At 56.5% G+C, this 19,451-nt stretch carries 19 protein-coding genes and 1 tRNA gene; 6 read left to right on the top strand and 14 right to left on the bottom strand.

The features are described from left to right. Nucleotides 1-149: 149 nt before the first annotated feature. Nucleotides 150-725, top strand: a complete 576-nt coding sequence (locus PG062_RS01230; protein WP_158538928.1) for a TetR/AcrR family transcriptional regulator C-terminal domain-containing protein — start codon at nt 150-152, stop codon at nt 723-725. A 113-nt stretch (nt 726-838) separates the two neighbouring features. Here PG062_RS01230 and PG062_RS01235 read toward each other — a convergent pair whose 3' ends face one another. The 7 genes from PG062_RS01235 to PG062_RS01265 form a co-directional block, all read right to left on the bottom strand. Then, nucleotides 839-1,774, bottom strand: coding sequence for a hypothetical protein (locus tag PG062_RS01235; protein WP_270750691.1), 936 nt, complete (start codon nt 1,772-1,774; stop codon nt 839-841). A 615-nt stretch (nt 1,775-2,389) separates the two neighbouring features. Beyond that, nucleotides 2,390-4,765: an endonuclease MutS2 gene (locus PG062_RS01240; protein ID WP_270750693.1), complete on the bottom strand. Its 2,376-nt coding sequence runs from the start codon at nt 4,763-4,765 to the stop codon at nt 2,390-2,392. Nucleotides 4,766-4,838: 73 nt separating this feature from the next. Continuing rightward, nucleotides 4,839-5,582, bottom strand: coding sequence for a DNA repair protein RecO (recO, locus tag PG062_RS01245; RefSeq protein ID WP_114000489.1), 744 nt, complete (start codon nt 5,580-5,582; stop codon nt 4,839-4,841). Nucleotides 5,583-5,819: 237 nt separating this feature from the next. Further along, a complete protein-coding gene (era, locus tag PG062_RS01250; protein WP_270750694.1) occupies nt 5,820-6,737 on the bottom strand; it encodes a GTPase Era in 918 nt (305 codons plus the stop codon). A gap of 87 nt (nt 6,738-6,824) precedes the next feature. Further along, the gene (locus PG062_RS01255; protein ID WP_270750696.1) at nt 6,825-7,355 is read right to left on the bottom strand and encodes a diacylglycerol kinase family protein; all 531 of its coding nucleotides are present in this window, start codon (nt 7,353-7,355) and stop codon (nt 6,825-6,827) included. A 7-nt stretch (nt 7,356-7,362) separates the two neighbouring features. Further along, nucleotides 7,363-7,863, bottom strand: coding sequence for an rRNA maturation RNase YbeY (ybeY, locus tag PG062_RS01260; protein ID WP_114000491.1), 501 nt, complete (start codon nt 7,861-7,863; stop codon nt 7,363-7,365). An 83-nt stretch (nt 7,864-7,946) separates the two neighbouring features. Further along, nucleotides 7,947-8,942: a PhoH family protein gene (locus PG062_RS01265; RefSeq protein WP_270750699.1), complete on the bottom strand. Its 996-nt coding sequence runs from the start codon at nt 8,940-8,942 to the stop codon at nt 7,947-7,949. 315 nt (nt 8,943-9,257) lie between these two features. On the opposite strand from PG062_RS01265, the gene PG062_RS01270 reads away from it, so the two are divergent. Then, nucleotides 9,258-9,333, top strand: a tRNA-Thr gene (locus PG062_RS01270). A gap of 112 nt (nt 9,334-9,445) precedes the next feature. On the opposite strand, the gene PG062_RS01275 is transcribed toward PG062_RS01270, so the two are convergent. The 3 genes from PG062_RS01275 to PG062_RS01285 are packed head-to-tail and all read right to left on the bottom strand — an operon-like array spanning nt 9,446 to nt 11,710. After that, complete coding sequence (locus PG062_RS01275; protein ID WP_270750701.1) at nt 9,446-10,339, bottom strand: DUF2238 domain-containing protein; 894 nt, start codon at nt 10,337-10,339, stop codon at nt 9,446-9,448. A 6-nt stretch (nt 10,340-10,345) separates the two neighbouring features. Beyond that, nucleotides 10,346-10,567: a hypothetical protein gene (locus PG062_RS01280; RefSeq protein ID WP_114000493.1), complete on the bottom strand. Its 222-nt coding sequence runs from the start codon at nt 10,565-10,567 to the stop codon at nt 10,346-10,348. A 36-nt stretch (nt 10,568-10,603) separates the two neighbouring features. After that, on the bottom strand, nt 10,604-11,710 hold the full coding sequence (locus PG062_RS01285) for a hypothetical protein (protein WP_270750705.1): 1,107 nt from the start codon (nt 11,708-11,710) through the stop codon (nt 10,604-10,606). A gap of 81 nt (nt 11,711-11,791) precedes the next feature. Between PG062_RS01285 and PG062_RS01290 the strand changes: the two genes are divergently transcribed. From PG062_RS01290 to PG062_RS01305, 4 genes are all read left to right on the top strand, one after another. Next, on the top strand, nt 11,792-12,130 hold the full coding sequence (locus PG062_RS01290; RefSeq protein ID WP_270750707.1) for a YabP/YqfC family sporulation protein: 339 nt from the start codon (nt 11,792-11,794) through the stop codon (nt 12,128-12,130). After that, nucleotides 12,102-13,271, top strand: a complete 1,170-nt coding sequence (locus PG062_RS01295) for a sporulation protein YqfD (RefSeq protein ID WP_270750708.1) — start codon at nt 12,102-12,104, stop codon at nt 13,269-13,271. The genes PG062_RS01290 and PG062_RS01295 overlap by 29 nt, the downstream gene beginning before the upstream one ends. Nucleotides 13,272-13,525: 254 nt before the next feature. Beyond that, complete coding sequence (locus PG062_RS01300) at nt 13,526-14,089, top strand: NUDIX hydrolase (RefSeq protein ID WP_270750710.1); 564 nt, start codon at nt 13,526-13,528, stop codon at nt 14,087-14,089. A gap of 549 nt (nt 14,090-14,638) precedes the next feature. Further along, nucleotides 14,639-15,202 carry a hypothetical protein gene (locus PG062_RS01305; RefSeq protein WP_270750712.1) on the top strand — a complete coding sequence of 188 codons (564 nt, stop codon included), beginning with the start codon at nt 14,639-14,641 and terminating at the stop codon, nt 15,200-15,202. Between the two features lie 435 nt (nt 15,203-15,637). Here the strand turns inward: PG062_RS01305 and PG062_RS01310 are convergent, their stop codons facing one another. The 4 genes from PG062_RS01310 to PG062_RS01325 form a co-directional block, all read right to left on the bottom strand. Further along, entirely contained in the window at nt 15,638-16,384 is a 747-nt protein-coding gene (locus tag PG062_RS01310) for an acyl-[acyl-carrier-protein] thioesterase (protein ID WP_270750714.1), read from the bottom strand. 132 nt (nt 16,385-16,516) lie between these two features. Then, the gene (locus PG062_RS01315) at nt 16,517-17,767 is read right to left on the bottom strand and encodes an ABC transporter substrate-binding protein (RefSeq protein ID WP_270750716.1); all 1,251 of its coding nucleotides are present in this window, start codon (nt 17,765-17,767) and stop codon (nt 16,517-16,519) included. A 16-nt stretch (nt 17,768-17,783) separates the two neighbouring features. Continuing rightward, nucleotides 17,784-18,626 (bottom strand): ABC transporter permease, encoded by an 843-nt coding sequence (locus PG062_RS01320; protein ID WP_114000501.1) that lies wholly within the window; start codon nt 18,624-18,626, stop codon nt 17,784-17,786. Next, a complete protein-coding gene (locus tag PG062_RS01325) occupies nt 18,626-19,447 on the bottom strand; it encodes an ABC transporter permease (RefSeq protein WP_270750718.1) in 822 nt (273 codons plus the stop codon). The genes PG062_RS01320 and PG062_RS01325 overlap by 1 nt, the downstream gene beginning before the upstream one ends. Between the last annotated feature and the right edge of the window lie 4 nt (nt 19,448-19,451).

Raw genomic sequence — 19,451 nt, forward strand, 5'->3', positions numbered from 1 at the left:
GCCGCAGCGCAGCCAAAAGCTGGCAAATACCGCTGCATTTGCGCACTTTTGGGTTTGGATGGTAGATTTTTTTTCGCCTGTGTGCTATAATACTGGATAAGCATGATATGAGTTTTTATCTATTTGCTGCATGGAAAAGGAGAAAAGGGATGTCCCGTACCAACAAAACCAAGGAATTGCTGGCGCAGAGCCTGACGGAACTGATGGTTACCACCCCGCTGGAAAAAATTTCGGTAAACGATATTGTGGAGCATGCCGGGGTTGGGCGCAACACCTTTTATTACCATTTTGAGGATAAATTCGACCTGGTGAACTGGTATTTCCAAAGTGGTGCAACGCAGTTTTTGGTAACGCGCGGCCATTACGCCAGCTGGTCCACCCTGCTGACGGATCTGGAAGAATACCTTTTGCAGAACAAGACCTTTTATGTAAACGCGCTGGCTTACACCGGGCAGAACTGTTTGCAGGAATATGTGTTCCATTACTTAAGCGAGATGTTTGGCCAGCGGCTACTCTCGCTGGTGCCCAGCGCAACCGAGCGCGACTGCCAGTTTACCGGCAACTTTTTATCGGGCGCCATGGTGGGCCTTTTGCTGCCCTGGGTACGCAATGGCATGCCGCCGCTGAACCAAGCTGACCTGGACCACGGCCTGCGCACGCTGTGCAGCTGCAATCTGGCGGTTCTGCTGGGCTATGGCATTGACCCCAGCGCTTTGGTATTATAAGCAGCGCTTCCAGGGTACATTCAGTCCCTTATTTTCCATAAACAATAAACGAAAACCGGCAGCTTTCCCCTTTATTTCAGCGGGAAAGCTGCCGGTTTTATTTATTCTACAGTTCAGTCAAAATTCAGCGGGAAAGTTTTCCCCTCCGGGATGCACTGGCCCAGTTCCGTTTTGGGGGTGATCATGCGGTTCAGGTATTTTATATCATGTTCCCAATCCAGCAGCAGGACGGGGACCGCAACGCTGCCAATGCGGCTGTGGACGATTTGGCGGTACATAGCATCCGCGGTTCGCTGATCCATATCCGGCTTGCGGGTATAAACGCAGAACAGGCCATACTGGGCCAGCACATCCAGCCAGTCGGTATTCACGGCCTGGGCGGCATCTGCCCGCCCCATTTCCACCAAAAAGCCATAGAACATCTGTTTGCTGCGCATGGCGTTGGCTGCGCGGCAGGCTTCGGTAGTAATTTCCGGCTCATGCAGGCACAGCAGTGTGATCACGTTATTGCACCCGGCAACGCGTTCCATGGTTGCTTCATTAAATTTCTGGGCATCAAACAGAACAAAGAACACGCTGTGGGTATGGCTTTGCAGCATGGCGACCGTTTTCGGGGTAAGGTCCTCGTCCGCATACAGCACCCAGGCATAGCTGGAACCGGCCTCTGCCTGAATAATGGCATCGTCCAGCTCCGGGGCGCTGCAAAAGCCCACATTCAGCCAGGAACGGGTCTCCCCGTTCTGCTTGCGGTTGTTGGAAGCACAGCTGATGATGGCATCAAACCCAAGGTTGATGCCTGCGGTGCAGATGGCATCCTCGTTGACCTGTTCCACAAGGTTGTTGATCAATTTATAATACAGGCTGTCGGTGCGCTGCAAGACGGTCTGCGCATGGTCAAAAAAGCGCTTTAAGTCCGGACGCTGCGCCAAAAGGGCGCACATATCCACATAGTTACGCAGCTGGCGGAAGCCATCGCGCCGCACATCGCGCACTGCGCGGTGGGCCAGCGTCATGGCAAAGCTGCGGGAGTTTTCCAAATCAGGTTTCATGGTATCCTTCTTTCGCAGCCGCGGGGCAGCGCGGCCGTTACAGTGTATGCAGGCAGCGGTACAGCGCTGCCCCTGGGGCATTCCCCTAGGGTGTATCTGAAAAGTCGAAAATTCAGTCTGTTTCTACAAACACAGCGGGATTTTGCGCTAAAAAGCCTTAACCCCTGCTTGTGTTTGCGAAATATCCGTCATTTTCTTTGTTTTCAGATATACCTTAGGCAATACCGCATAATTCTAAGTGCCGATACGGCGAGCGAGGTGCGGCAGCTGCTAAGCCAAAAGCGCAGATAATACTGGATGCTGCAAAGGTGAGCGCCGCCAGTGGCGGATACAGCGAACCGAAGCAGGGGCAGCGGTCGCAGAGTGCGAGGGGCTTTTGCCCCAGAAGCACGATGCGGGTACCGCAACCCGACATTATCGAGCATTTTGGCAACGCAGATGCCGTGCCGCAGCCGCCGAAGCGGTGCTCAAGCCGCTAGGCGGGAATTGTGCGGTGTTGCCCTTAATAATAGAATAGCACGCGCGGGCCGCGTGTGCTATAGATAAATGCGGGAAAATGTACTAGATTATTTCACAGCGCACCCGCTTTTGTTCAATTTTGAAGCAAATCCGCCGTTATTTCAGTTCCACAACGGTCACGCCGCTCTCGCCCTCACCATAGCGGCCAAGGCGGAAGGATTTGACCCCGCGGTGGGTGCGCAGGTGCTTTTGGATGGCGTTGCGCAGTGCGCCGGTGCCGTTGCCGTGGATGATATACACGGTGTTCTGGTTGCTGAGCATGGCGTGGTCCAAGAAGCGGTCCACTTCGGCCAGGGCTTCCTCCACGGTGTAGCCCAGCAGGTTCAGCTCCATGCTGGACTTGCGGTCGTGGTTCAGCTCCACATGGGTGCGGGTGCGCGGCGGTTCCTGCTTTTGGGTGCGCTTATCCATCTTATCGGGGGCGCACAGGCCGGTCAGGGGAACCTTGGTTTTCAAAATACCGGCGCGCACTTCCACCATGCCGTTTTTGTCCGGGCGGGAAAGCACCACGGCGTGCTGGTCCAGCTCCGCGATCACGACCTCCTGGCCGGGCTTGACCTCTTTCAGCGGTACAAACTGGCGCTTGGGCTGCTTTTTCTCGGTACGGTTCAGCAGCTGCTCTGTATCCTTGCGGGCAATTTCGCGGGCGCGCACAGCACGGGCGGCGGCGTTGGTCTTTTCATCTTTCTGGATGCGGCGCAGCTCGTCCGTCAGGGCATATGCCTGGTTCTGCACATTCTGCATCAGCTCATGGGCTTTGCGGCGGGTGGCTTCCAGTTCTTCCTCGCCCTGTTTGATCAGGGCATCACGCTTTTTCTCGGCGCTTTCCAGGGCATGCTCTGCTTCATAGCGGGCCTTTTCGGCTTCGTCCTCAGCGGCTTTCAGCTGCAGCTTCAAATCATCCAGCTGGGCCAGAACGCTGTCCAGCCGCTTATCATCGTTGGACATATGATTACGGGCGGCATCGATGACGCTTTCCGGAATGCCCAGCTTGGCACTGATGAGGAACGCGTTGGACTTACCGGGCACGCCCACGCTGAGCTTGTAGGTGGGGGCCAGACTTTCCACATCAAACTCACAGCTGGCGTTCACCACGCCAGGGGTTTCCAGCGCGTAAATTTTCAGCTCGGCGTAGTGGGTGGTGGCCATCAGCAGGGTGCCCTGCTTACGCAGCCTTTCCAGAATGCTGACGGCCAGCGCCGCGCCCTCTGCCGGGTCGGTACCGGCACCAAGTTCGTCGATCAGGGTCAGGGTATCGGGGCCGGCCAGCTCCAGAATACCGGTGATCCGCTTCATATGGCCGGAGAAGGTGGACAGGCTCTGTTCAATGCTCTGTTCATCGCCGATATCCACCAGGTATTCATCAAAATGGCAGACGGTACTGCTTTCGTGCGCCGGGATCAAGAAGCCGTGCTGGGCCATCGCGTTCAGCAGGCCGGCCGTTTTGATGCTGACGGTTTTGCCGCCGGTGTTGGGGCCGGTGATGACAAGGGTATCATATTTTTCGCCCAGGGCAATATCCACGGGCACGACCTTTTTCTTGTCGATCAGCGGGTGGCGGGCTTTTTTCAGTGCAAAGCGGCAGCTATCGTTCACCTGCGGCATAAAGGCGTTCTGCTCCACCGCAAGGCGGGCTTTGGCCAGCAGCAGGTCAATTTGCAGCATAGCGTCATAGCTGTAGCTGAACTGCGGCTCCAGCGATGCCACCTGGCCGGAGAACGCCGTCAGAATGCGGGTGATTTCCTCCTGCTCTTGGGCGTGCAGCTGCATAATGCGGGCGTTGGCTTCCACCACAGCGGTGGGCTCCACAAACACGGTGGAGCCAGTGGAGGAAACATCGTGGATGACGCCGCCGACTTCGCCGCGGTACTCGGCACGAACCGGCACAACATAGCGGCCGTTGCGGATGGAAACCACAGCATCCTGCAAAAATTTGTTGGTGGTAGAGTTTTTGATGATGGCATCCAGCTTGGTGCGGATGCTGTCCTCCGTCGCGCGGATCTTGCGGCGCAGGTCGCGCAGGGTGACGGAGGCGGTATCGGCCATTTCTTCCGGCGAAATAATGCACTCGCCGATCTGCTTTTCCAGCACCGGCTGAGGAGCCAGGGCAAAGAACAGGTCATCGGTGGGCAGCATATCGTGGTCGGTCAGGCCGTACCACTGGGCCAGGCCGGAAAAATTGCGCAGCGCTGCAGCAATTTCCAGCAGCTCGCCCATCGAAAGAATGCCGCCCTTGGCCGCATGGGCCACCACGCGGCGCACTTCATGCACAGCGCCAAAGCGCGGGCTGCCGTTTTTCAGCAGCAGGGCGTTGATGGCGTTGGTCTGAGCCAGGGCGTAGCGCTCCTCCTCCGTTGTGGCAAACGGCTCAATGGCGCGCATCATCTCTTTGGTTTCCGCACAGGTGCACAACTGCACCGCACGGGCAATAATTTTATCCAGTTCCAGGGTTGTACGGTAGGAAACGTCCATAGATAAATTGGTTACTCCTGTTGGGTCAGATGGGTCAAAAATCTTGTTTTATCGTATCATCTATCGTGCACGGTTATTCCAGCACACCGTGCAAAAATTCCAGGCTTTTGGGCTGATAGTCCAGGTGAGCCGCCACGTACTGTTCACACACACGGCCCAGGCGGCGCTGGCTTTGGTCCGTCAGGGTAAAGTTGAACAGTTTGGCATCCTCTGCCAAACAGATATGCCGCAGCGCATACAGTGCACCGGGGTCCAGGTTGGGGGCGCGGTGCTCTTTGGCGGCGCAGTCGGCGCACAGCAGACGGCCCGCTACCGGATCCAGGTAAAAATCACAGCCGTCATACCGGGCGCATACATCGCAAGCCAGCACCCCCGGCATGTATCCCGCCTGGGTCATAGTGCGCATTTCATAGATGGCTTTCAGCTGGCGCAGCGGGCGTTTTTGCTCAGCGGTCATGTACAGGGTGTTCAGCAGCAGGCGCAGGCAGTCCGCCGATTCCGGCGGCTCCGGCGCCAGCGTGATGGTCAGCTCCGAAAGATAGGCTGCCAGGGCGGTGCCTTCCACGGTTTTGCTTAACCCGTGGAACACCTTGCTGACAGCGGCGCTGTCAATAAAATTGGTTTTGCGGCCCAGTGTAATGGCAAATTCTGAATAACAGAAAAGCCCGCAGGCACTGAACAGCTTGTTTTTCAGCCGCAGGCTGCCGCGGGCGGATGCTGACAGCACCCCGTTACCCGGTGTCAGCACTGTCAGGATCTGGTCGGCTTCGCCCACCCGGACCGCACGCAGGACAAGCCCCATTGTGTTGATCTGCATTGTTTTCCCCCGTGGTTATGCCCTGCGGCGCAGTGCTGCGGTAATCAAGGTAGTCATAAATACTGCCGCTGGCAACAAATTTCTGCCACTGTGCGGCGCGGATTCCGTCGGTTTCAGCATTTCCTGGCATGATGGCCCGCCCCCTTTACGGATTAGCTTGCCACCATCATACCGATCCATGCGTGGAAAAGTTGTCCAACCGTGTGGTTGGACAGGGTTCGCGCAGTCTCCCCGCTGTTACGGCTTTGCAAAACCGAGGTTATCCAGCAGGCGATCGTTATCGCGCCAGTCCTCGCGCACCTTTACCCAGCACTGCAGGTTCACGCGGGCGCCCAGCAGTTCCTCGCAATCCATGCGGGCGGCGGAGGCAATCTTTTTCAGCATCTGGCCGCCCTTGCCAATGATCATGCCCTTATGGCTCTTGCGCTCGCAGCAGATCTCCACGCTGATGTCGATCAAATCGCTGTCCGGGCGTTCTTTGAAGCTTTCCACCGTAACGGCAATGCCGTGGGGGATTTCTTCCCGCATGAACAGCAGGGCTTTTTCGCGCACCAGCTCGGCCACCAGCTCTTTTTCCGGCATATCGGTAAAAGCATCGTCGTCAAAGTAATGCGGGCCGGGGTTGGCGTACTGCTTCAGCAGCGGGAACAATTCTTCACAGCCGGTGCCATCCTTGGCGGAAACGGTGACGATCGCATCAAAAATACCGAACTCTTCCACCTGCTTTTTGCGGGCTTCCAGCGCAGCAAAATCATTCAGCAGGTCCACCTTGTTGATGACCGCGATCGCCGGACCTGCTTTGCGCAGGGCTTCCACCATGCCAAGCTCGGATTCGGTAAATTCCCCGGTAGGCTCAAACAGCATCAGGGTCACATCCACATCCTTCAGGCTGGCGGCTGCGGTCTGGGTCATGCGGGAATCCAGCCGGTTGCGCGGCTTATGGATGCCGGGGGTATCCAGCAGCACATACTGTACCGGCCCCTTGGTGATAATGCCGGTAATACGGTTGCGGGTCGTTTGTGCCTTTTGGGTCACGATGGCAACTTTTTCGCCAACCAGGTGGTTGGTCAGGCTGGATTTGCCCACGTTGGGGCGGCCCACAAGGGCCACAAACACGCTGGAGGGCATTTCAGGTTCATTGTGGTTCTTCTGCATTCGTACCTTCTCTTTCAATCTGCTGCAATCTGCGGGCTATTTGGCCCGGTTGGGTTCACCCGTGCTGCACGGTTGGGCAGCCGGGCCTTATTTTTCTTCGGTTTTATTTTCTTTTGGGGTTTTGACCTGTTCCTGCTTGCCAAGGCGGAAGGTGAACAGGTAGGCCAGCACCAGCGAAAGTACCCAAAGCGCCGTGCTGAGTGGCGTCGCCGTCACGCTGGTCCAGATGGCGTTCAGAGCAGCCGCGTTGCCAAACAGACAGATGCCCACGACCACCGCACCAAACGCTGTGACCAGCACACCTCCAGCCGCCATATCTTTGGCGGCACCGGCGCTCCACCAGTGGGTGGTATCCGGCTTATCCACTGCGCGCTCCACGGCGGAATTCATCAGCTCCATGCCAAGCATCATAAACACGCAGATGGCCAGCAGCGCCACGCCGGTGGCGTCAATGTGCGCCATGTGCGCCGCGGCAAATACATACAGTGCCGCACACAGGTGGAAGCGGAAGTTGCGTTCCTCCAAAACAGCTGCGCAGATGCCGTGCCATGCGTAAACAAAGCCGTGCCCAAACCGGGCAAGGTCCGTCAGCATGCGATTCTTTTTCTTGGGCTTCATGTACAGCTCACACTTCGTCGTTGGTGTAGCTGACGGTGCGCGGCAGGCCCAGCTGCATCAGAACAGCTTCCTCTTTTTCGCGCATACGTACTGCTTCCAGCCCGCTGGATTCATGGTCATAGCCCAGCAGGTGCAGCATGGAATGTACCGTCAGATAGGCAACTTCGCGCTGCAGGCTGTGGCCGTACAGTTCGGCCTGTTCCATGGCACGCTCCATAGAAATCACGATATCGCCCAGAATCTTGCAGCCGTTGTCCTCGTCGATATCATACTCCCCGTTTTCTGCCATGGGGAAGCTGAGCACATCGGTGGGGGCATCCTTATCCCGGTACTGCTTGTTCAGCTCGTGGATGCGGGCGTTATCCACAAAGGTCACGCTGATCTCTGCCGGGCCGTCAAAGTTTTCGTATTCCAGCACCGCATTGCAGCTGCGGCGGATCAGGATGCGAAGCCCCGAAGGAACTTTGACCGCGTTCTGCTCATTGGTGATCAATACTTTGTTAGACATAGGAAATCTGCCTCCTGACTGTGCTTTTGTTCGGTGCCGTTGGGCACCGTTTATAAATCATTTTTATTTTTATACTCTATCCGTTACGCATTTGCCGTTTCCGGCTTGGCCTGCGGGGCCCGCTTGGGCGGCTGGGCGGCACGCTCATAGGCTTTTACGATCTGCTGTACCAGGCGGTGGCGCACAACGTCCTTTTCGGTCAGGTAAACCTGCGCAATGCCGTCAATCCCCTTTAATATATGCAGGGCATCCACCAGGCCGCTTCGGGTCTTTTCCGGCAGGTCCACCTGGGTCACATCGCCCGTCACTACCACTTTGCTGCCCACGCCCATGCGGGTCAGGAACATCTTCATCTGTTCGGGGGTGGTGTTCTGGGCTTCATCCAGGATGATAAAGGCATCGTCCAGCGTGCGGCCGCGCATGTAGGCCAGCGGGGCCACCTCAATGGCCTGCTTTTCCACCAGCTTCTGGAAAGTTTCTGCCCCCAGCAGGTCAAACAGGCCGTCATACAGCGGGCGCAGATAGGGGTCCACCTTATTTTGCAAATCGCCGGGCAGAAAGCCCAGCTTCTCCCCCGCTTCCACGGCGGGGCGGGTCAAAATAATGCGGCTGACGTCTTTTGACTTGAACGCCTTGACCGCCATGGCCACAGCCAGGTAGGTTTTGCCCGTACCGGCAGGCCCCACGCCAAAGGTGATGGAGTTGGCGCGGATGGCGGAGAGGTACTCTTTCTGGCCCAGCGTTTTGGGGTGGATGGGGCGGCCTTTGGCGGTAACGGCGACAAAATCATCGTTCAGTTCCCGCAGGCGCTTTTCCTCGCCGCCGCGGGCTAGGCTGATGCAGTAGCGCACCGTCTGTTCCTCCAGCGGGGTGTGGTTCTGCATCAGGGTCACCATGCCGTCCACTGCATGCACAGCAGCTTCCACGTCTTTTGGCTCACCGGTAAACTTTAACAGGGAGCCGCGGCAGACCGCCGTGACGTGGAACTCATTTTCCAGCAGTTTTACGTTCTGGTCACAGTTGCCAAAAATGGCGGCGGCCAGTTCGATGCTGTCTAATTCGACTGATTTTTCGGCCAATATGGTACCTCCTGTGCAGCCAGGCGTCAGCCGCCGGGCCAGCCCGCACGCTTTTACGCCTGTTTTTGCAGTTTTTGTGGCAAAAGATTACAGATAGCCATAATCTTTCAATTTGAATTATAGCACAGTTTTGTCGAAAATAAACTATGAATGTTGCACAAAATTTTAACCTCCTGCATGTTAAAATCCACGCAGGGGATGATTGTAACCTTTTTGGTTGTCGTGAACAAAAGTATCCCACCCAGAATATTTTTTCAACTTTTGCCCCGTTTCCCCTTGACTTGTGCCAAAAATCCAGTATACTATTATTGTTGTGCTGGTGTGGCTCAGTTGGTAGAGCAGCTGATTCGTAATCAGCAGGTCGCCGGTTCAAGTCCGGCCACCAGCTCCATAAACCGCGCAGGGTTCCGTTTGGTAATCCTTCGCGGTTTATTTTTGTGTTTTCTGTACAAAAATTCAAGCGCCCTGCTGTGTTTTTCACAACAGGGCGCTTGTTTTGTTGATTATTCTTTCGTTTTTTCCGTTTCGGGTGCGTCTTCTGCAGAGGTGGTTTTCGTTTGGGGCTGGGGTTCTTCGTTCACCACGGGGATAAAGCGCTTGGCAAACTTGTTTTTACCGCGGCTGCGCACATAGAAATAGCCGATAATCGAGAACGTGAGCGCACCGATAAAGTTGACGAAAAGGTCCTCCATCGTATCCAGCAGGCCAATATCCAGGTAGCCGCCCAGACCAAGGGCCGTCTGGGTGCCGTCACTTTGCACCACGATCACATCCGTGATATTGCGGATGACGCCGGGATTGTTACCGCCGGTGGGGTCCAGCATCACGCTGCCAATGGTGTTGACCACGGTATCCTTTTGCATATCCAGCAAAAACAGCTGGTCCATGGTACACTCAAAAAATTCCCAGATCACGCCAACCGTCATGGAAAAGCAGAATGCCACAATGGCCAGGTACAGCGGGGAGAGCGAAAAGCCGATCTTTTCCTCCCGGTTGAGGATATCAAGCAAAGAGAACCCGACGGCCGCGCACAAAAAGCCGTTCAGGGTGTGCAGCACGGTATCCCAATAGGGGAAGGTAACGTAATAGGCGTTAATCTCGCCCAAGATTTCTGCCGCATAGATAAACAGCAGGATGATAATTTCCAGCGTATTTGGCAGTTCAATGTCCAGCCGGTGCTGCACCATGTTGGGCACGCCGAACAGGAACAGCGTCAGCACACACAAAAAGACATTTTCAAAGTTGCGGTTAAAAATCTGGGCAATCAGCACCAGAATGACCGAGGCACGCAGCAACAGGTAAACGATGGTAACCGAGCGCTTGTTCTTCCAGGCATCTTTCAGCTGGCTCAAACGGCGGGGGCGCGGCGAGGGTGGTACGTTTTTCAAATCGGGCATGAAATATCAGTCCTCCAGGCTGAAATCTTTGGGGTCATAATGTGGCAGTTCCTGCCGGTGCGGCACGCGCAGCAGCGGGTCATACCGGAACTTGCGGCAGGCAAAATAGGGCGAAACCACGCCCCGGTTTTTGCACAGAACCATTTTCTGGTCAGCCGCCGGAGAGCCGTGGGTGCAGTAAGCACACGCCGGAGAGATTTTTGTGCCATAGGGCGGCTTTTTGAACATCCGCTTTCCTCCAATACTGCAAGGTTTGGCAGCGGTTCACCGCGGGCCGTCTGCACGGCTGCGGTGCGCTGCCGGAATAGTATTATTATAAGAGCTTTGGCAGGTTTTGTAAAGTTGATACAGTGCAGCGCACAAAAAGAATGCAATTGCCAGCGCCGTATCCCACGCGGTACGCTTCATAACGACCACCTGCGGGGCCAGACTGGTGAACACAGCCGCCTGCCCCGGTACCAGCGGAATGCACAAGTGCAGCAGCCCCTGCAAAAACATAAAATGCAGCACCCGTGCGGCCAGCAGCAGCCCCAGCGGCACCGTCCCCTGCAGCAGCGCCGCCAGCTGGGCAAGCACCGATGCCCCCAGCAGGCTCAGACACAGGCACACCCCCGCCACGCTGCCTGCAGCGGCAAAATCTGCGCAGCCTGCGGAGATTTCCAGCGCAGCGTTCAGGTAAGGCCGCGCACCATCAGGCATCCCCTGCCCCAACACACTGCCCACCACGCGGCAGAACACCGCGCAGCCGCACACCGTCAGGCTGCTTTGCACCGCATTGCTGATGGCCTGTGGGAAGGTCACGCTCTTTTGTTGACTGCTCCCCTGCCCAGCTGGCAATTCCTGCTTTGGCAAAAATAGCACCAGGCAGGCTGCGGCAGCAAGGTTGGCTGCCAGCTGCAAGCCATACAGCAGCAGCCCCAGCGCCACGCTGCCAAACAGCTGCCCCCCAATGCAGCCAACCACAAAGCCGGGGCCGGAACAGCAGCCCAACAGCAGCAGGAGCGCGGCATCCCGCGGGGGCAGTTCCCCCGTTTTGCGCAATGCTGCAATCTGTTGGGCGCACACCGCGTATCCACCACACCAGCCCAGCACCAGCACCGCCGGGGCCCGTGGGCTGCGGATCCCGCACAGCCGCATCAAAGGCCGCAGCGGCCACCCCAGCGCCGGTGCCAGCGGCCCCAGCAGGCCGCACACCACAAACAGTGGGAACAGCGCGGGCAGTAGGCTGCCGCCGCAGAGCTTCAGCCCCGCCGCAAAGCCCTGCGCCGCTGCCTGGGGCCGGGCCAGCAGCAGGCCGCTCAATGCCAGCGCCAGTGCGGCCTGCACCACCGGCCAGGGGGCAAACCGCATTTGGCTTGATTTTTGCTTCATATCTGCACCGCCTTTGCCGTATATTGGGGTGAATGATCCTCGCATGTGTGTTCCCCGGCAGACGAAAGGAGGCGGTCTGGCATGAAGCAGCACCCACGCCGCCGGTCCAAACGCCGCACCCCGGCCCCCACCCTGCACGACCTGCTGCGCCAGCCGGACGCCGATTTTTACCGTCTGCCGGATTTGGAGATCCGCTCCGGGCACATTGTTACCGATGGCTGCCGCCGGGTGCTGGATTTTGCCCCACAGAAGATCACGCTGGATGTGGGCAGCACGGTTATTACATTTTATGGCACTGCGCTGCGAATAGAATCGCTGAACGGCAAACGGCTGACGGTTGCCGGGCGGGTGGCCCGCATTGATTTTGCACCCAAGTGGGAGGTTGACGCCAATGAAGCGCCGCATTCAGGCAGCAGATAGCATTCGGTTTTGTGTGCGCGGCCGCGGGGCGCAGCGCCTTTTGGGCCAAGCCGCCCAAGCCGGGTTGAAGCTGGAACGCATTGCCCCGCAGGCAGACGGCTTTACCGCCGTGGTGTCCGGCGCCGGCTGGGCCAAGCTCTGCCAGCTGGCCGGTGCGGGCGGGTGGCAGGTGATCCAAATGCAGCGGCGCGGCCCCGGTCCATTAGCAGAGCGATTGCTGCGCCGCCCCGGCATTCTGGCGGGCATCGGCCTGTTTTTTGTGCTGCTGCACTGGCTGGGCGGCTTTTTGTGGTGCATGGATCTGGAACTTTTGACCATTCCCCAACAGGAAAGCATCCGCACACTGCTGGCGCAGAGCGGCATCTGGGAGGGTTGCCGCCCCAGCCAGGCGGAGCTGGCCCAGGCGCAGCAGCTGTTGGAAGCCAGCGGTGATTTTGGCTGGGTCAGCCTGAATTTTACCGGTGGCTGCCTGACCGCCGAGGGTACGCCCCTCCAGCAGGCACATGCGGAACCACCCGCCCAGAACACCGGGCTTTATGCCCGTGCAGGCGGCGAGGTGCTTGCCGTAAACATTGCCAGCGGTTTTGCACAGGTGCAGCCGGGCCAATATGTTGGCAACGGCATGCTGCTGGCCGCTGCGGAAAAGCTGGACCGCAGCGGTGCGCCCGTGCCCCAGCCCGCCAGCGGCACCGTAACAGCGCGGGTGCGGCTGGCCTACACCGGGCAGCAGGCGTTCACCCAGCAGCGCCCGGTTCTGACCGGCGCTTGCGCGGAACGCCGCACCCTAACCCTGCTGGGCCGCAGCTGGCAGCTGCCGGGGTCCGGCGCACTGCCGGAGGATGTTCCGCCCCGCGTACGCTGGCTGCCGCTGCGCCTGGGGCGGCTGGCTTTGCCCGGCTGCGTGCAGGAAACCACCTGTTGGGCACGGGAAACACAGGAGCAGACTTTCACCCCCGAAACCGCCGCAGCTCTGGCACGGCGCAGCGCCCGCCTGCAATTATTGCAGGATTACCCCGATGCCGTGATTGAAAGCGAGCGCGATTTTGCCAGCACCACCGCCACCGCCGCCGTGTGCCGCGCGGTGTTTGTGTTTTGCGCCAACATTGCCGAACCGCGCAGCGCCCCCGCCGCCAGTGGGTGACAAGCGGGATCCGGCGTGCTATAATGCCTATGGCAACACCGCACAATTCCCGCCTTGCGGCTTAAGCACCGCTCCGGCGGCTGCGGCACGGCATCTGCGTTGCCAAAATGCTCGATAATACACAAAGTATTATCTGCGCTTTTGGCTTAGCATCTGCCGCACCTCGCTCGCCGTATCGGCACTTAGAATTATGCGGTATTGCCCTATAATTCGAGATTCGAACATAGGATGTTGAGGGACAGGGAGGAAACACCATGGAAGAAATGCTGGATTTGGTCAACGAGCAGGGCGACCCCCTCGGCCGGGCTGTGCCGCGCAGCGAGGCGCACCGCCTTGGGCTGCGCCACCGTACCAGCCATGTGTGGCTGGTACGCCGCAAAAACGGCGTGCTGGAAGTTCTGCTGCAAAAGCGCAGTGACGAGAAAGATTCTTTCCCCGGCTGTTACGATATTTCCAGTGCGGGACATATCCCGGCCGGGCAGGGCTTTGTGGATTCCGCCCTGCGGGAGTTGAAAGAAGAGCTTGGCGTAACCGCCCAGCCGCAGGACCTGATTTTGTGCGGGCAGCGCAGCTTCCAGTTTTCCGCGGTGTTCCACGGCAAACCGTTCAAGGATAACCAGGTCAGCAATGTGTACCTGCTCTGGCTGGACCGTGATGCCGAAGAATTTACGCTGCAAAAAGAGGAGATCAGCGCCGTGCGCTGGATGCCCCTTGCCGACTGTTTGCGCGATGTGGAGAACGGCGCGCTGAACAGCTGCATTTTCCCAGAAGAGCTGCGGATGGTGCAGGCCACGGTGGAAAAGGCAAGCGCAACTTGATTGAAGAAATTATTTTGTGGGAAAGCTGTGGGAAACGGCCTTCCCTTATTTTTTTATTTTGCCGTGTAACAACGCGGGCCTTTTTGACGTTTTTGATCGTGAAGGGACGGGAAAACCGAATGCCGGCTCGTGCTTTCCCCTATTTATGAGCTTACATTTAAGGTGTACCTGAAAGCAAAGGAAATGACGGATATTCCACAAACACAAGCAGGATTCAAGGCACTTTAACGCAAAATCCGGCTGCGTTTGCAGAAATAGACGATATTTTCGACGTTTCAGATACCCCCTGGGAAAATGCTAAGGCAATACCGCATAATTCTAAGTGCCGATACGGCGAGCGAGGTGCGGCAGATGCTAAGCCAAAAGCGCAGATAATACTTTGTGTATTATCGAGCATTTTGGCAACGTAGATGCCGTGCCGCAGCCGCCGGAGCGGTGCTTAAGCCGTCAGGCGGGAATTGTGCGGTGTTGCCCTAAAGGTGTTTGCCTGAAAAAATTTTCCAAGGCTCTCCCGCAAAAAGCGTTTATTACGAAAGGAATTTGAATACCATGAAAAATATCCATTCCATCAATTTTATCAAACACACCACCCTGCTTGCTTGTTCTGCCCTGTTGGCTGTCAGCCTTGCCGCCTGCAGCCAGCCTGCCGCTTCCGATGCCGCCAGCACTGCAGGCAGCGCTTCCAGCAGCGCCACCAGTGATACCGCTCAAATCCCCAACCCGTGGACCGGCTGCACCACCCTGGCGGATGCCGCCGCCCTGACCGGGTACGATTTTACCGTGCCCGACTCCGTGGATGGCTACCCGGACGTTACCATTGCCGTATTGGAAAGCGAGCAGCTGACCGAGGTGCAGTACAGCTCCGGCAATGCCCGCCTTTGCCTGCGCAAGGCCCCCGGCAGCGATGACATCAGCGGAGATTACAACCAGTATGCGGAAAGCAATGCCGTTGATGTTGACGGCCGCAGCGTGACCCTGCAGGGCAACGACGGCCAGGTTCAGCTTGCCACCTGGCTGGACGGGGACTATACCTACTCCATCGGCATTTACCGCGAAGACGGCACCGGGCTGACCGCCGATGAAATGACCGGCCTGGTAAAAGCTGCCAAATGAGCGGCAAATTGTAACAATTTGGAACAACCTCAACCAAAACACAAAAGGGTGCGCAGCGAACGGTTTGCTGCACACCCTTTATTTTTGCTTTTTACACTTTTTGTTGCTGCGGTTTTGCAAAGCGTGCTTTTAAAATGCATGGAATCCCGTTAGCATCTTACGAAACAGCGCTGTTATTGTTCAACTTCATCACAATCAGGCCGTGATGTTCCCGCTATAAAAAACCTACACAAAAGGAAATCCCCGCCTGAGGGAAAGGCGGGGATTTGAGAAAGGAGGAGAAGAACACATGAAAAAGATTTGTTAATATTTATCTTTCGCTTGCAACTAAATTGTAACCTTTTTGAAACCTTTTGTCAAGGCCAAATTGTAAAAGATTTGTAACCAATTTTGTGTTTTTTGTGTGAACGCTTCATCCTTCTCTTTGTTGCCCCGTCAATCCGCGTTATCCTGCAGGGGTGCCAGGGTAATTTCGGCTTCAAAGTTGCAGGTATCCCCCTGCCACCCGGCCATATACCAGCGGTTTTCGCCCACTGCGGCGCGGTACAGGCGGGTGCTTTCGCCCATGGGTACTTCCTTGTGATAATACAGGATCACATCCGTTACAGTGTGGGTCCGCCATACTTCCAGTGGCAGCGCATCACAGATCAGGTCCGCATACACGGTATTGTTCATATGGCCGTTCCGATCGCACCGGCTGTACACAGCGCGATGGGTGCCAAGCTCTTCACAATCCTCCCGCTTGACTTTTGTCAGCTTGATGGGCAGTTCCCGGTCCAGCTTATCCACCCAGCCCGTTGTGGGGAAACCTTCCGGGTGCTTGCGCAGGATCATCCGCTTGTCAGTATCAATCAACACCCAGCGGCTGTCCACACACGCTTCTTCCCTGCCCTGTGCATCGCAAAAGGTGGTAAAGCGGCGGTTGACGGCGCGGTGCAGGGCTTCCGGCTCGGTCTGCACGGTAATGGTTTCTTCCACGCGCGGGGTACGGGTAATGTGCAGAGCCAGCTTGGCCAGCACGTAAGACGTGTGGGTGCTGGCATACAATTCCGGGGTAATGCCGTAATGTTCCGCATCCTCGGCGCCAATTTGCTGGCAGTAGCGCAGCAGGGTGCCAAGGGTTGCCATTTTGCGGAAGTCAACATCATTTTCGTAGATCCTATATTCCTGGGTGTATTTCATCTCTCTGCCCTCTATTCATCTGCATTGTTTTTGCACACAAATCTTTTTTATAGTATAACACAAGCCCCGGTTCATCACAAAGGACAAATCGGGGCTTGTGTTTCAAATTGATTTTAAGCGGTGCCGGGCTGCTTAATAATTGTCCTGCACCTTTTTGCGCATCTTGCGCCAGATGTTAAAGCCGGAAATTGCAATGGCCCCCAGCAGGAACACCACGATCAGCCAGCCGCTGCCGGATTCATCGTAGCTCTTCATCTCACTCCATTTAGCGTCCATTTCGGCGTTGATGTCATCCGGCAAGGTCACAAAGACTTCCGCCTTATTCATCACTTCATCGCTGGGGTAAGCGATCGGGCTGTACTTCAAATCATCGTCCAGCCGCTCCCACACTTCGGTGATGGGGGTGGAGTAGCCGATGAAGTCACAATTCTGGTAGCCGACATCCGGTTCACACATAAAGTTGATGAACATTTCGGCGGCTTCCTTATGTTTGCTGGAAGCCGGGATGCACATGCTGTCCACAAAGAAGTTGACGCCCTCCTCCGGCGAAACGAACGCCAGATCCGGGTTTTCATCGATCATGGTCAGGGCATCGCCCGCATAATACGGGGCCATGGCAGCTTCGCCGCCTTCCATTTTATCGAAGATCTCATCCATAACATAGGCCTGCACTACAGATTTCTGAGCCTGCAGTTCTTTCATTACGTCGTCTACTTCTTCCACGCTGGAAGGGTTCAGCGAAAGGCCCATCTTTTTAGCTGCAATAGCGTAAGCATCGCGGGAGTTATTGAACATCAGCACATTACCGGCGTACTCCACATCCCACAGGTCCGCCCAGGATGTGGGCGGTTCTTCCACCATGGTGGTGTTATAAATAATGCCGGTGGTGCCCCAGGTATACGGCACACTGTAAGTGTTATCAGGGTCATAGCTCCAGCCGAGGTAATTCTCGCCGATGTTGGCCATATTGGGGATGTTATCGTAATCCAGCTCGGCCAGCATGTTTTCGGCAATCATTTTGCCTACCATGTAGTCAGACGGCACAATCACATCATAACTGGCGCCGCCGGATTTCATTTTGGCATACAGGCTCTCGTTGGAGTCAAAGGTGGTATAGTTGACCTTGATACCGGTCAGGTCCTCGAAGGCCGAAATCACGTTCACGCTGTCATCGGAACCATCCGAGATATACAGGCCCCAGTTATACACGTTCAGGGTCAGATGATCGTTGGCAAAGCGGGTCCAATCGTAATCGGCAGAAACCGAGATATCCTCGTTGACCTCCAGCATCTCCCCTTCCTCTGCAAAAGCAGGCAGGGTGCAGGCAAGGCTTAGGGCTGCACACAAGGCAGCGCTGACAACCGCGCGGGTAAACTGTTTCATCTCTGCTTACCCCCCTTTACTGTTCGGCCGCAGCGCGGCGGATGGCCTTCTGGTTACGCTTGTAGGCGCGGGAATCCATAGCGTTGGAGGTAAGGATGATTGCCAGAATGACCAGGAATATGATGGCAGACAGCGCGTTGATCTCCGGGCTGACCTTTTTGCGGGTCATGGAGTAGATGGCAATGGGCAGGGTCTGCATGGTGCCGCAGTTGAAGTAGGAGATCATGAAGTCATCAATGGAGTAAGTCAGGCAGATCAAAAATGCCGACATGACGGCCGGGCTGAGCTGCGGCAGAATGACCTTGAAGAACGCCTGGCGCGGGGTGCAGCCCAGGTCCAGGGCGGCATTGTACAGGCTGCCGTCCAGCTGGCGCAGCTTGGGGCCGACATTAAAAATAACATACGGCACATTGAACGTAATGTGCGCAATCAGCAGGGTGATCCAGCCGAACACGCCATTTTCGCCGCCAATTCCCATTTTTTGCACGATGACGAACAGCAGCATGAGGGAAACGCCGGTGATGATTTCCGGGTTGACAACCGGGACATAACTGATGTTATTGATAATCAGCTGTGCCTTGCGGCTCATGGAGTTGATGCCGATGGTGGCCAGGGTGCCCAGCACCGTGGCAATGATAGCCGAAACAAATGCCAATACCAGTGAAAGCCCCAAAGCGGAAAGGATCATCTCATTATGGAACAGGCTGGCATACCATTTTAAGGAAAAACCGGTAAATACCGCACGGCTCTTATTTTCGTTAAAGCTGTAGGCGATGAGGACCGCGATGGGCAGGTACATAAAACCGAACACCAGCACCAGGTAGGTGCGCTGCAACAAATGCTTATACTGTGTTTTCATTACATCACACCCTCCATTTCCTCTTCGTCAAAGCTGGAGGTAAAGCTCATGCAGAGCAGAACGATCACCATCAGCACAAGGCTCATGGCAGAGCCGAGATTCAGGTTGTAAGAGTTGCCAAGGAACTGCAGCTCGATCAAGTCGCCAATCAGCAGGTTAGCGCCGCCGCCCAGCATACGGCTGATAATAAAGGTGGAAACCGCCGGAACAAACACCATGGTAATGCCGGTGGCAATGCCGGGCTTGCTCAGCGGGATCAGCACGCGGCCTAAAATCTGGAACACATTGGCTCCCAGGTCCTGCGCAGCTTCCACCACAGAATTGTCGATCTTGGTCATGGCGGTATACAGCGGCAGGATCATATACGGCAGGTAGTTATACACCATGCCCAGTACCACGGCGCCGGAGGTATTGATCATATTAAAGGGGCCGATGCCGAACAGGCCCAACAGCTTGTTGATCAGGCCGTTTTTTTCCAGCAGGGTCATCCACGCATAGGTGCGCAGCAAAAAGTTCATCCACATGGGTAGCATGACCAGCATCAGCATAATATGCTGTTTATTGGCGCGCAGCCGGCTGAGGAAATACCCCACCGGGAACGCCAGCACCAGGCAGATGATCGTGGCCTCCGCCGCAAGCAGCAGGCTGCGGCCAAAAACCGAGGCGTACCGCCCAATGCTGGTCAGGTTGGCAAGGGTAACCTGGCCGTCACTATTGGTCAGGGCATACCACACAACAATGCCCAGCGGCACCACAATAAACAGGACCATCCACACCAGGTACGGCGCGGCAGCCCAGCGCGAAGCTTTGGAACGCAGCATCCCA

Source organism: Gemmiger qucibialis (assembly GCF_027689445.1).
Lineage (GTDB): Bacteria > Bacillota > Clostridia > Oscillospirales > Ruminococcaceae > Gemmiger > Gemmiger qucibialis.

What these genes read in the sequence shown, in the direction of transcription:
- PG062_RS01230 (WP_158538928.1), top strand. Translation starts at nt 150, where the DNA reads ATGTCCCGTACCAACAAAACCAAGGAATTGCTGGCGCAGAGCCTGACG.
- PG062_RS01235 (WP_270750691.1), bottom strand. Translation starts at nt 1,774, where the DNA reads ATGAAACCTGATTTGGAAAACTCCCGCAGCTTTGCCATGACGCTGGCC.
- PG062_RS01240 (WP_270750693.1), bottom strand. Translation starts at nt 4,765, where the DNA reads ATGGACGTTTCCTACCGTACAACCCTGGAACTGGATAAAATTATTGCC.
- recO (WP_114000489.1), bottom strand. Translation starts at nt 5,582, where the DNA reads ATGCAGATCAACACAATGGGGCTTGTCCTGCGTGCGGTCCGGGTGGGC.
- era (WP_270750694.1), bottom strand. Translation starts at nt 6,737, where the DNA reads ATGCAGAAGAACCACAATGAACCTGAAATGCCCTCCAGCGTGTTTGTG.
- PG062_RS01255 (WP_270750696.1), bottom strand. Translation starts at nt 7,355, where the DNA reads ATGAAGCCCAAGAAAAAGAATCGCATGCTGACGGACCTTGCCCGGTTT.
- ybeY (WP_114000491.1), bottom strand. Translation starts at nt 7,863, where the DNA reads ATGTCTAACAAAGTATTGATCACCAATGAGCAGAACGCGGTCAAAGTT.
- PG062_RS01275 (WP_270750701.1), bottom strand. Translation starts at nt 10,339, where the DNA reads ATGCCCGATTTGAAAAACGTACCACCCTCGCCGCGCCCCCGCCGTTTG.
- PG062_RS01280 (WP_114000493.1), bottom strand. Translation starts at nt 10,567, where the DNA reads ATGTTCAAAAAGCCGCCCTATGGCACAAAAATCTCTCCGGCGTGTGCT.
- PG062_RS01285 (WP_270750705.1), bottom strand. Translation starts at nt 11,710, where the DNA reads ATGAAGCAAAAATCAAGCCAAATGCGGTTTGCCCCCTGGCCGGTGGTG.
- PG062_RS01290 (WP_270750707.1), top strand. Translation starts at nt 11,792, where the DNA reads ATGAAGCAGCACCCACGCCGCCGGTCCAAACGCCGCACCCCGGCCCCC.
- PG062_RS01295 (WP_270750708.1), top strand. Translation starts at nt 12,102, where the DNA reads ATGAAGCGCCGCATTCAGGCAGCAGATAGCATTCGGTTTTGTGTGCGC.
- PG062_RS01300 (WP_270750710.1), top strand. Translation starts at nt 13,526, where the DNA reads ATGGAAGAAATGCTGGATTTGGTCAACGAGCAGGGCGACCCCCTCGGC.
- PG062_RS01305 (WP_270750712.1), top strand. Translation starts at nt 14,639, where the DNA reads ATGAAAAATATCCATTCCATCAATTTTATCAAACACACCACCCTGCTT.
- PG062_RS01310 (WP_270750714.1), bottom strand. Translation starts at nt 16,384, where the DNA reads ATGAAATACACCCAGGAATATAGGATCTACGAAAATGATGTTGACTTC.
- PG062_RS01315 (WP_270750716.1), bottom strand. Translation starts at nt 17,767, where the DNA reads ATGAAACAGTTTACCCGCGCGGTTGTCAGCGCTGCCTTGTGTGCAGCC.
- PG062_RS01320 (WP_114000501.1), bottom strand. Translation starts at nt 18,626, where the DNA reads ATGAAAACACAGTATAAGCATTTGTTGCAGCGCACCTACCTGGTGCTG.
- PG062_RS01325 (WP_270750718.1), bottom strand. Translation starts at nt 19,447, where the DNA reads ATGCTGCGTTCCAAAGCTTCGCGCTGGGCTGCCGCGCCGTACCTGGTG.